The organism is Myroides odoratimimus (genome assembly GCF_001485415.1).
In the GTDB taxonomy this organism is placed as follows: domain Bacteria; phylum Bacteroidota; class Bacteroidia; order Flavobacteriales; family Flavobacteriaceae; genus Flavobacterium; species Flavobacterium odoratimimum.
In genome coordinates this window covers 1-12,885 of the sequence record NZ_BCMQ01000044.1, presented here as the reverse complement: position 1 = coordinate 12,885, position 12,885 = coordinate 1, and the positions used below count along the sequence as shown (strand labels likewise).

Annotated in this window: 9 protein-coding genes; 5 read left to right on the top strand and 4 right to left on the bottom strand. The window is 35.4% G+C overall.

The annotated features are described in order from the left end of the window. Positions 1-142: 142 nt before the first annotated feature. Both MODO_RS18260 and MODO_RS18255 read right to left on the bottom strand, forming a co-directional pair. A complete protein-coding gene (locus MODO_RS18260; protein ID WP_006258619.1) occupies positions 143-1,138 on the bottom strand; it encodes an IS110 family RNA-guided transposase in 996 nt (331 codons plus the stop codon). A gap of 244 nt (positions 1,139-1,382) precedes the next feature. Next, entirely contained in the window at positions 1,383-2,150 is a 768-nt protein-coding gene (locus MODO_RS18255; protein ID WP_006258618.1) for an XRE family transcriptional regulator, read from the bottom strand. 84 nt (positions 2,151-2,234) lie between these two features. Here MODO_RS18255 and dinB point away from each other — a divergent pair, with 84 nt between their 5' ends. Both dinB and MODO_RS18245 read left to right on the top strand, forming a co-directional pair. Continuing rightward, complete coding sequence (dinB, locus tag MODO_RS18250; RefSeq protein ID WP_437440461.1) at positions 2,235-3,392, top strand: DNA polymerase IV; 1,158 nt, start codon at positions 2,235-2,237, stop codon at positions 3,390-3,392. Between the two features lie 590 nt (positions 3,393-3,982). Then, positions 3,983-7,039, top strand: coding sequence for a DNA polymerase III subunit alpha (locus MODO_RS18245; RefSeq protein ID WP_006258616.1), 3,057 nt, complete (start codon positions 3,983-3,985; stop codon positions 7,037-7,039). Positions 7,040-7,094: 55 nt separating this feature from the next. Here the strand turns inward: MODO_RS18245 and MODO_RS18240 are convergent, their stop codons facing one another. Together MODO_RS18240 and MODO_RS18235 are read right to left on the bottom strand one after the other, a co-directional pair. Further along, positions 7,095-8,405: a DEAD/DEAH box helicase gene (locus tag MODO_RS18240; protein WP_006258615.1), complete on the bottom strand. Its 1,311-nt coding sequence runs from the start codon at positions 8,403-8,405 to the stop codon at positions 7,095-7,097. A 136-nt stretch (positions 8,406-8,541) separates the two neighbouring features. Further along, complete coding sequence (locus MODO_RS18235) at positions 8,542-9,099, bottom strand: hypothetical protein (protein ID WP_006258614.1); 558 nt, start codon at positions 9,097-9,099, stop codon at positions 8,542-8,544. A 787-nt stretch (positions 9,100-9,886) separates the two neighbouring features. Here MODO_RS18235 and lgt point away from each other — a divergent pair. From lgt to MODO_RS18220, 3 genes are all read left to right on the top strand, one after another. Further along, entirely contained in the window at positions 9,887-10,747 is an 861-nt protein-coding gene (gene lgt, locus MODO_RS18230; RefSeq protein ID WP_006258613.1) for a prolipoprotein diacylglyceryl transferase, read from the top strand. Positions 10,748-10,771: 24 nt separating this feature from the next. After that, positions 10,772-11,500: a GNAT family N-acetyltransferase gene (locus tag MODO_RS18225; protein WP_006258612.1), complete on the top strand. Its 729-nt coding sequence runs from the start codon at positions 10,772-10,774 to the stop codon at positions 11,498-11,500. A gap of 376 nt (positions 11,501-11,876) precedes the next feature. Next, positions 11,877-12,885 (top strand): phage tail-like protein (locus MODO_RS18220; protein WP_501193394.1); only part of this gene is annotated, 1,009 nt, incomplete at its 3' end.

Here is a 12,885-nt window from a genome sequence, read left to right as displayed (position 1 = left end):
CGATTACTATGATAAAAGCAAATCATTATTAATATATTTTACACCTTATTTTTGAGAATAACTCAATAAAACAAGGCATATCTAACCTGAGGATTATATCCGTATTATCCTCTATTTTTGTTTCTAATTCAATGTATGATGTTTATGCTACTTGTCGTACCTCATAAGCTTTTTTATTCCTAACACAAGAACATATACGCTGTACAAGCTTGTTTCTAACATTGTTTAAAACAAGCATCTTATGCTTACCTTCTCCAACTTTCCTCTCGTAATAAGCCCTTATCTCTGGGTCCCATCTAACAGCTGATAAAGCACAGAGATGTAAAAGTTTTTTAAGCTTTTTATTAGCCATAAAGTGTACTTTAGCTTTGCCTCTTACACTTTTACCTGAAGTATATTCAAAAGGGACAACACCACAATAAGATGCTAATTGTCGAGAGTCTTCAAATGATGTAAACGCATTGGTATAACATATTAAAAACATCGCTGTAATATCTCCAACACCTCTTACAGAAATCACACAATCAAATATCTCAGATACCTCTTGATTTTCTCTAATAAGAGTATTTAACTGTTCTTCAATCACCTTTATAGCGTTCTCTAAAGCCTTGATAATAGCCTTATCATTTTTAGACAAAACCTTGTACAGTTCATCATTAAACCCCTTAAATTCGTTGGTTCTTACTTCTATAGCTGTCTTATGAGCTATACTCATCTCTCGCTGTCCCAATAGAGCCTGAATCTTATTCAATACAGCCTTTGATGCTTTAAAGAGCTTCGCTTCTTCTTGATTTTTCTTAGCATACAATGCTATCCTTTTAGAATCTATCTTGTCATTCTTTCCTCTTTGTATTCCACTACTTCTTATAATTCTATAAGCCATTTCTACCCATAGATTACAATTCTTTGAAAGCAAAATATCTACTAAAATATTTTTATAAATACCTGTATGCTCCATACATATCAATGTTTCCTCTACACAACATCCTTCGCTTTTCATCCACTTCATAAATTGATCAACTCCCGTTTTAGTGTTTTCAAACTGATTGTGTTTACAAGAATTAGCATCTACATAAATAGCTACATCAAAATAATCTTTGGAAATATCTATTCCGATAAATTGTGTAAATTTGTCCATATGATAATTATTTAAGGCAACCTGTTACTAAAATATCATCTAAACCTTAATACTAGACCTCGACGTCTTAATTACTAGTCTGATACTCTTTAGTAAAATCAACAAAGTCCTACTCGAATTTTAGGGCGTTATCCTTGTAATTCGTCTGGTTCACTTTGTTGATTAGGTTGTTTTATTTATTCTCTACAATATTATCATATTCTCAGTTAGCAAATCTAAAGGTAATTCGTAATTTCTTAGTGGCTTATTTCACTTTCTTAATCACTTCTCCTAGCATATGTCTAATTTCTTGGAACATTGCCTTAGTATCTGGTTCTCCTAGGTCTTCTGGTTTAAACTCTTCTGTAGCGATACTACTCGCATATTCCCATATTTCTAATACATCATACGCTTTAATGCGATAAGGCTCGTAAAAGGTATTGTCTGAGTGTAGTTCTAACGTCTCATCATCTATGCGATATACACGTTTATAAACCACCCCTTCATTTGCTGTAATGATGATATATGTATGTCCGTTTCGGATATAATCTAGACGCTCGATATAACTACCGATGATAAAAGAACCTTCCTGATGTGGAGGCATAGAATCCCCTTCTATAGGAAAGGCTCTATACTTCCCTTCTTTTAGGAATGGAAGAGAGATCTGGTCTAGGTTCTGAATAAACTCTGGATCTGCATACCCTGTCAAATATCCTGCTCTCGCTTTATGAGGAATAATCTCAATAAAGTTATTGCCATGAGGATCTACCATAATAGGCAATAGAATACGGTTGTCCTCAAGCTTTAGTAAATCTTGCATGGGAACTTTGCGCAAATCAACAGAAATCATCAAGTCCACACTGACATGAAAGAAACGAGAAATACGCAATAATACTTCTAAAGGTGGCTCAGAGGCTCCTTCTTCATACTTTGAATAACGTGCACGAGTTATCATTAACTCATCTGCTACTTTCTGCTGAGACATGATCTTCTGAGCACGTAGATACCTTATATTATCTGATAAAAACGACATTTGCTATTATTTATAGCATCAAATATACGTATTATTGCTAATATAGATAGTAATTTCGTACAAGATTTTTTAATTATTTCTATTATGGAAAGGGCGATTGCACATTTAGATTTAGACACTTTCTTTGTGTCTTGTGAGCGTTTAGTAGATTCTTCTCTAAATGGGCTACCTATCATTATCGGTGGAGGAGATCGCGGAGTCGTCTCTAGTTGTTCATATGAAGCAAGGCAATTCGGGGTGAGGTCTGCCATGCCTATTCGTATGGCTACTCGTTTATGTCCACAAGCCATCGTCCGAAAAGGAGATATGCAGTTATACTCTAAGATGTCTCATCTCGTTACGGATATTATTACAGAGAAAGCTCCCGTTATGGAAAAGGCGAGTATAGATGAGTTTTACTTAGATCTAACAGGAATGGACAAATTCTTTGGATCAGCACTTTGGATCAAAGAATTGACGCAAACGATACAACACGAATCTGGATTACCCTTAAGTTATGCTTTATCTATTAATAAAACAGTCTCTAAAATAGGGACAGGAGAGGCTAAGCCTAAAGGAGCTCTCAATATTACAACACCTGAAGTACAGCCCTTCCTCAATCCACTGTCTATCCGCAAAATCCCTATGTTAGGAGAAGTTAGTTATACGCTACTCTCTCGCATTGGTATTCGGAATATACAGACGCTATCTGAAATGCCACATCAAATACTCCAAAAGTTATTGGGTAAAAATGGTATAGACTTATGGAAAAAAGCTAATGGCATTGACCTCACACCTGTAGAGCCCTATAGAGAGCGAAAGTCTATTTCGTCCGAACACACTTTTGACCAAGATACCATAGACATCCCTATGCTCAAATCTATCTTTACAGGTATGGTGGAGAAACTGGCTTATCAACTGCGTTCCGAAGAATGGCTTACTTCTATCATTACTGTGAAAATACGCTATACGAACTTTGATACAGAGACCAAACAAACTCGGATAGCTTATACATCAGCAGATCATACGCTTATTAAATTAGTCCATGAGTTATTTGATAAAGTATTCCAAAGAAGAATGCGTCTTCGCCTTATAGGTGTTCAGTTTAGTGGGCTGGTACGAGGAACATACCAAATGAACTTATTCGAAGATACAGAAGAGATGATGGCGCTCTATCAGGCAATGGATAAAATGAAGAAACGCTATGGTGTAGATGCTGTAGCAAGGTGTTCTGGGGCTTTCTTGAAAATGAAGAAAGAATGAGACCCTTCGGGGAATTAAAAATTAGGAATTAAGAATTAGGAATATTGCCTGCGGCATTCAGTATGCATATCATGTTCTATCGACACATAATCGTAGGGACGATTACATACTTCCGACAGCGTAGCCACAATGTATAACACGTCCTATCGGCACCCAACCGTAGGGACATATTACATACGTCTGACAACGTAATCACAATGTATATCACGTTCCATCGGCACACAACCGTAGGGACGTATTACATACGTCCGACAACGTAACCACAATGTATATCACGTCCTATCGACACCCAATCGTAGGGACGATTATTAAGAATTAGGAATTTTTGGCTAGGCTATGATGTACTTATGTGACGTGATAAACTGACAATTGATATGATAAACTAAACTATCTGATTTCACAAAACATCTAAGCAGTGTCTTCTTATCGTCTTGATTTATGGCGATATACAACATTGTATTTACGTTTTGGGGCGTATAGTAATCGCCTTTACTGTGTGTTGATGTAGTGTGGTATGCGCTGTGTGTATCATCTGTTGCCAAAGGCAGTGATTCCTAATTCCTAATTTAAATTCATAATTAAATAAAAACATGTTATTAAACTGTCATTCATATTATAGCTTGCGCTATGGGACTATTCCTATACAGCGTCTTGTAGAATTAGGTAAACAATATCATATTAGTACAATGGCGCTGACTGATATCAATAATCTAAGTGGTGTATATGAGTTTATTACAGCTTGTAAAGAGACCGCTATCAAACCAATAATAGGTACTGAAATCAGAACTGAGGATAAATTACACTATATTCTCATTGCTAAAAATGAAGAAGGCTTTAGTGAAATAGGTCAGTTCTTGACGGATATAAATGAAGAGATTATTACAGTATCTTCTACTGCTCCAGACTTTCAAAACTGTTTTGTGATTTATCCATTCTCAACTGTGGTTCCTACTCTAAAAGAGTGGGAATATATTGGAGTACAAAATAATCAACTTTCTCTACTCTATGCAGAGAAGTGGAGATCATTAATGGATAAGCTAGTTGTCCTGCATACAGTCAATCATTTGAATGAAGAAGAATATAAACTACACTGTATTCTACATGCAATAGATAAGAATACTCTACTCTCTAAATTAATAGAGAAAGACTGCGCTTCTCCTCAAGATAGTTTTAAATCTGAAGAACAAATCATAGCAGAGTTTAAGGATTATCCTGAGCTGATAGAGAACACTCAAAGACTAATGAGTGAGTGCAATTATTCTTTTTCTTTTAAAGTTCCTAGAAATAAAAAACACTATACTGAAGATAAGGTTAGTGACTTGAATTTATTACAACAACTAGCCTATGAAGGGATGGTCAAAATATATGGAGAAGATCATACTCTTGCCCAAGAAAGATTAGCTAAAGAACTCAGCGTAATAGATCAACTTAACTTTGAGGGGTATTTTCTGATTACCTGGGACATTATTCAGTATAGCAATAGTCAAGGCTATATGCATATCGGACGGGGTAGTGGTGCCAATAGTATAGTGGGCTATTGCCTAGGTATTACTAATGTATGTCCTTTAGAACTAGACTTGTACTTCGAGCGTTTTTTAAATCAGAATAGAAAGTCTCCTCCTGATTTTGATATTGATTGGTCTTGGAATCAACGGGATGATATCCTTCAATACATCTTTACGCGATATGGAAAAGAGCACGTGGCGTTCTGTGGTGCAGTATCTACTTTTAAATATCGTTCTATTATTAGAGAAATAGGAAAGGTGTACGGGCTATCTAAGAACGAATTAGACACACTAACGCGTAATCCTATAGAAGACCACGAAACGAACAGTATCGTGCTTCTAATCCATCAATACGGACAATTGTTAGAAGGTTTTCCTAATCAGCGTACAATGCATGCTTGTGGTATTTTGATTTCGGAGGATCCTATTACTCGCTATACCGCATTAGACTTTCCTCCTAAGGGATTTCCTGTGGTACAGTTTGATATGCATACTGCTGAAGATATTGGTTTTGATAAATTTGATATCCTTAGCCAACGAGGCATTGGGCATATAGATGAAGCTACTGAACTCATTCTTCAAAATCAAGGAATAGAAGTTGATATTCGAAATATTGCTTTATCTAAAGATGAAGAGCTGTGTAACCAACAGTTAAAAATAGGTAATACGATTGGCTGTTTTTATATAGAAAGTCCTGCTATGCGTGGATTATTAAGAAGGTTGCAATGTGATAATTACAAAATACTAGTAGCAGCTTCTTCTATTATACGCCCTGGGGTAGCACAGAGTGGGATGATGCAAGAATATATCTATCGCCATAACCACCCTAATCAATTTGAATACTTTCATCCTGTATTTAAAGAACAATTAGGCGAAACCTATGGCATCATGGTCTATCAAGAAGATGTGATCAAAATAGCGTTACACTACGGCGGACTACCTGCTGCTGATGGAGATATTCTGCGCAGGGCAATGAGTGGCAAAAGCCGTTCTCTAGCAGGGTTACAGGCTGTGAAAGACAGGTTCTTTGAGCATTGTGATCTTAAAGGACATCCTAGGGCACTTAGTGAAGAAATATACAGACAGATAGAGTCATTCGCAGGGTATTCTTTTTGTAAAGCACACTCTGCCTCTTATGCCATAGAAAGTTATCAAAGTCTATATCTTAAAACTTACTATCCATTAGAATTTATCACTGCGGTTATCAATAACGAAGGAGGGTTCTATCGCACAGAAGTTTATATACACGAAGCAGCGATGTCAGGTGCTCATGTATTGCCACCTTGTATTAATGCTAGTGAATTGCAGACTACTTTAATAGGTAAAGAGCTATTCTTAGGGTTAAAACTCATAGAAGGATTAAATATAGAGTTGCTTAAAGCTATTTTAAAAGAGAGAAAAGCCAATGGTAGATATGAATCTCTCTATGACTTTATACAACGTATTTCTATAGCGATGGACTCTTTACAGAAGTTAATATTCATCGGTGCTTTTCAATCCTTTGGCAAACAAAAGAATGAGTTATTGATTCAGGCAAAACTACTGTTGAGTAAAAAGGAGCCAACTCCTACACTTACTTTATTACAAGAACCTATACAGGAATACACTTTTCCGACCTTAACGCGCTCTGTATACGAAGACGCATTTGATGAGTTAGAGTTGTTGGGCTTTCCTATTTCTTGTATGCCTTTTGATTTATTAAAAACGAAGTTCAGAGGAGATGTAATGGTCTGTGATTTAATACACCATCATAAGAAAACAGTAAGAATGCTCGGTTACTTAATTGCTCGTAAGCACGTACCTACTTCTAAAGGGAGTATGTACTTCGGTACTTGGATAGATGCCAATGGACAGTATTTTGACACGGTACACTTCCCTGATAGCTTAGAGGAATATCCTTTCGTAGGAGGTGGTTGTTATTTGTTATTAGGAACGGTGGAGGTAGAATATCACTTTCCCAATGTACAGATTCTAAAAATGGCGAGATTGCCTTTTATGGCTGATCCTCGTTATCACTATGAGGATGAACACTATCAGACTACAGAGTCTAAGGTAAGAGAAGATGTGAGTCTTACTCATCGCCAGCCTTATCCTAAAGCTTCTGAAATCAATCTACCGCGTCATAGAATGAAGTTTAAATAAGAAAAGCCTTGATACAAGATATGTACCAAGGCTTTCATTGTATATATTAGCTAAATTAGTCTCTAGCTATCTCTATCTTTACTCTCTTATTTTTAAGTCTTGTATCTACTAGTGCAGTCAGTAGAGCCTTAACTTTCTTTGTATTCACTGCTACGAAAGCCTGTGTATCACGTACATCTATCATTCCTATATCTTCTTTAGTTAATCCTCCTGTCTTGATTAAATAGCCTACTATATCCCCTTTGTTGACTTTATCTTTTTTACCAGCACTGATATAGATTGTTTTAAAATCTGTTTTATTGTCGATAGTATAGCTTCCATCAAGGTCTTCTATCGGCATATCAGGGTTGATAAACTCGATATTCTCTTCTTTAGTAATCATCACATAGGCTTTACCTGATGCCTTCATACGTGCAGTACGTCCATTCCTATGAATAAAAGCATCTTCTTTCTGTGGTATCTGATAGTGAATCACATGACCAATCTCAGGGATATCAAGTCCTCTAGCTGCTAAGTCTGTTGCGATAAGAATATGTGCACTTTTATTTCTAAACTTCATGATAGCACGCTCCCTATCTTCTTGTAACATTCCTCCGTGAAAAGCACTATTCGCAACTCCTTTTTTAGTCAATGTTTCACTAATACGAGCTACGGCATCACGGTGATTACAGAAGATAAGAATAGTGTCCTTACCTATCTTACCAATAAGCTTAATCACAGTCTCTAACTTCTCTTCTGCAGTAGAAATAACCTGACTAAAAGTTAGGTCTGGCATTACCTCTGTTTTCTTTAAGAAGTGAATACGCTCAGGATCTACTATACCTGTAAACTCAGGAATCTTCTTTAAAGCAGTAGCAGATGTAAGCATTCTGAAAGAGATATTATCAAACGAATTGATAATATAATCCATATCAGTCTGGAAGCCCATCTCTAGAGCTTTATCAAACTCATCTACTACATAGCTAGTCACAGTCTCTGTGTTAAAAGAAAACTCTTCTACGTGAAAAGCCACTCGACCTGGTGTACCCACTAATACTGTTGGTGGTGTGCTAAAATTCTTTATTTCTGTTTTAGTAGAATGCCCTCCATAACAAGAGTTAATCTTAAAAGGTGTTCCCATCTTCTTAAATACAGTCTCTATCTGTAGAGCAAGTTCTCTAGTTGGTACTAGTATAACTGCCTGTACTCCTTTGATAGCAGGGTCTAATCGTTCTAACAAAGGCATTAAGAATGCAACTGTCTTACCTGATCCTGTAGGGGAAAGAAGGATAATATTTGGGTTCTTCTGAGCTGCACTAAATGCTTTGGTTTGCATTTCATTTAATGCCTCAATATTTAAGTTTTTAAGTATCTCTGCTTTATTCATGGAGCAAAGGTAGTTTTTCTAATTCACTTTATTATTCTCTAGTTATTTAATTTTATCTAATAAAAGTAGAAGCGTAATACTGTCAATAACTCTATAAGCGATATTAAAAAAAGAATAATTAAACTCTATTATAAAATTAATCTAAGTTTTCAAAATCGCTTAAAATCCCAAGTATTTCAGCATCATTTAAACTTGAATTTTCTATTCGATCGATTAGCTCTGGTTTAGAAGCAGTAGCCTCAAGAAGTTTTTTTCTTTTACTATTAAAAAGACCCATATTATATCTCTTATTATCTTGATCAACTAAATAATCAAAATATTGAATAGATCTATCCATCATATGTTGGCTAAGAAATTTATACCATTTTATTTTTTTTCCATCAAATACAAGGCGTTGCAAAACATCTCCACCATTTACATAAATTTTTTCCACTCCTTTTAAATCAATAAACTGTAATTTCTTTACATCACTAGCTTTTAATTTGACTGTTTTTTTCCCATTGCTATCTAAAAGAACTAATCTCCTATAAAAAGATGCTTCATCGATTAACTTTCTATCAAACAGATTTCTTTCTATCCTAAGTTGTGAATAAATAGTGTCATTATTATTTCTAATAATCATAACATCCACAGACTTCTGTCCAAAACAAAGTGTAGAAAATAGAACTAGCAATAAGCAAAAAATATTTCTCATAATAATCTTTAGATTACTTACATTATAATATCCAAATATATAGAAAAAAACAAGCTGGTTTTAAGATGGAAACATAAATATGAGTCCGAATAATAATAAAATGTTGTAATTATATAAGCAATAAAATAAAAAAAGTAATACAAATATTTGAATAATAGAATATTCAAATATCATGATTAAAAAAAGTACGTAAAAGACCTATTTCTTATCTGTCTTTATTCATAAACTAAGGCTAGTTTTGTATTGATTTGCTAGGAGATTGCTTGAGGGTTTCTTGCACCTTTCTTCGACAAAGACGCCTCCTGGGCAAGAAAAGCCCTAGAAATCTCCTAGGAATCTCCTAAGAAGTGCAAGCTAAGTATTTTGTTTCTTGTTTCGTATATTCATAATATCAGTCTAAGATAGTATCAAGATGGGCCTATGCATACAGTTTTTTTAATCGCAAGGAGGTCATAAAATAAGACGATATATTCTCATTAAATAAGTATAATATTCTTCTATCTTAGAAAGTATCATTGTATCATCTATAAAAGGTAATCTGAGATTATGGGATGATATCTACTCCTATGATGATAGTAGTAATGTGGCTGCAGTGCTATTATTCTCTTTTATTGGATGAGGATTCGCAGGGTGAGGAGGTTTTAAGTACCATAGATGTTCCCGTGTTAGCAGATGTATAAATGAGTACCCAAATAGTAAATCGCGCTAACAAAATAACAAAATATTATATCTCTAGGTTATTATAAATGCAGTACTTTGTACCCTTGTTAATAATTAAACTAAATAGATGAGTTTAGCTGCTGTGCTATGGGATGCCAATCCCGAAATGATTAAAATAGGTGCTGTACCTGTGCGTTATTATGGAGTTCTTTTTGCCTTGGGGATTATCCTAGGCTATAAGATTGTGAGTTATGTTTTTCAGAAAGAGCGCATTCCGCAGGCGTATTTAGACAAACTGTTATTATATATTATCGTAGGTACAGTATTAGGAGCTAGGTTAGGACACTGTTTATTTTATGAGTTTGATTACTATATGCAGCACCCCTTAGAGATTATTATCCCTTTCGCTAAGGTCGATGGAGTGTATGAGTATGTAGGGTTTATGGGGTTAGCTAGTCATGGAGGAGCTATCGGAGTACTGCTAGCGATCTATCTATACTGTCGTAAGTATAAGATAGGAGCATTTTGGATTTTGGATAGAATAGCCTTAGGAGTACCGATAGCAGGAGCATTTATTCGCTTTGGTAACTTTATGAATTCAGAGATCTATGGCAAGCCGACGAGTGGGAGTTGGGGAGTTATATTTGCTCATGATGATATGATTCCACGTCACCCTACTCAGCTATACGAAGCCTTTGGGTATATATTGACAGGAGTGATCTTGTGGTTTTTATACCGCAGTCAGAAGGTAAGGAATAATGGAGTGATCTTTTCTTATTTTTTAATTCTGATGTTCCTGACTAGATTTGTGTTAGAGTTCTTTAAAGAGAATCAGGTAGCCTTCGAACAAGATATGATGTTGAATATGGGGCAGTGGTTAAGTGTTCCGTTTATATTAATAGGAGTATTGATGTTAGTGTTTCAGGATAAGTTGAGAGGGATAAGTCATTATGACTCTCGTGCTCTGATAGGGACAACGATAAAGTAATAAGGTATAAGAAGTATATAGATCATGGGCGAATTTGTAGAAGAAGTACATACTTACTGGAGATCTCAGATGGTGCAGGGAAGTATTATTCATCTAGATGAGGTGTTTACATTAGTGTCTAATCCAGCCTTAGATGAGCTGTATAAAGTCATGATTTTAGAAATGACGAATAAGCATACCATGGCTGTAGTCACCCCAATGGTAGCAGAAGCATTAAAGCTAAGGGAATTAGAGGAGTACTCTATCCATACTCTTAGAGAGGCTATCTCTACCTGTAAGTTAGAATTGCACTCACCAGATTATATTTATTATCTATTAGATAATAGAGTCTCTCAGCTTAGTGATATCACAGAAGGGATAGTGATCAGAGCTTTGTCTATAGAAACGGATAAAGAGGCGTTTAGAAAGTTCGAATCTGTATGCTCAGAAGAAGATCTCGATGGAGCTTATGTTTCTTTAAAGCATTGGATCGTATATGGCGCCTTCGATGGAGATCGGCTAGTAGGCGCTGTGAGTGTGTATCCATGGGAAGAAACTAAGCTAGCAGATATAGGAGTGATAACGGATGATGCCTATAGAGGTAGGGGGATTGCGACACGTTTAGTTCAGGCTATTTGTCTAGAGGTGATTGATAGAGGGCATGTACCTCAGTATAGATGCCAGACAGATAATGATACTTCTATAGCTTTAGCTAAGGCAGTAGGTTTCACCCTATTCGGACAATGGGAAGCCATAGTCGCAGATGAAGAATAAGTAGATAATATACTAGGATAATAAGATTCCCTCAGTAGCATGTGTTACTGAGGGATTTTTTTTGTGGTATAGTGATTCGGATTAGTTGGCTTTCTAGTAGAGAGGAGTTATTTATTTATTATTAGGAATATCTGGTATTTTATTGCATTAAAGCAATAGTTCTTTTTTGATTACTGAGATAATTTTTGGTTTTAAGGAGAATGTAGGCGTGTTTTTTTAGCGTAAAGGATTAAATGGTATTAATTATTTTGTCTTTTATTGTTAAATGTGTTAATATTTTTATTAGTTTTGTTTTATGTTAAGATAATTTGTATTTGTTATGGGTTGTTTTTAACTGTTTTTGTTTGTGAAAATATTGTGAAATAAAAAGAATACTATGAAAAAGAAATTACTATTTGCTGGTGTAGCATTTATGGCACTGAGTACGATGCAAGCTCAAGATGGTATTGGTATTGGTAAATCAATTATACCTGATGGGACAGCAGTGTTAGATGTAGGATCAGATACTAAAGGTGTTTTAATCCCACGTGTTTTTTTAACAGGTGAGAAAGATATTACTACTATTAAAGGGGGGATATATCCTGAGAGTTTATTAGTGTACCACAAGGCAAAACTTCCAACAGATGTATTGAAATCTGGATTCTATTTTTGGGATGGAACACTTTGGAGAGCTTTGATGTCTAAATCGAGTGAGCATTTATCTGAAACATTAACAAAATTATCCGTTAAACAAGAGGCAGGAGAAACTGTTTTAGTGTATAAAGCAGAGGATGGAAAAGATACTGAAATAGAAATATCTAAAGAATTACAATCAAGTACAAATTTTGAGACTTGGATTAAAGACTTAGTTACTAGTGCAGCAACTAAAGTTAAGGTTGAAGAAGGAACAGGAATTAAAGTTGATGAGGCACCTCCAGTAAATGGACAAATTACATATACAGTTAATGCTGACCCTTCAGGTATCACTTTAGGAGGAGATGTGTCAGGAAAGGCGGATAGTACAAGCGTAGATAAGATTAAAGGAGTAGAAGTAGCTAAAGCAAATCCTGCAACAGATAAAGACCTTGCACTTGTTTATGATGGAACTAAATGGACTCCAGGAAAACCTAAAGTAGATGGAAATAATATCACTGATAAGAAAGAACTGAAGGTATTAGATGGTATTAGTATTACTAATGGGACAGCTTCTGTGTTGAATGATGTTACTATTGGTATAGGTGATAATAGTGTTATGCCTATTAAAATATCAGCTGAAGATAAAGCTAATCAAGTTTTAGTTACAAGTGATGATGGAACAAAAGCGGAGTGGGTACCTCAAAGTAATATTAAACCAGCAGGAACTAAGTTAAGTGGTGATGCTTCTATTGAAGTAACAGATGGAGATT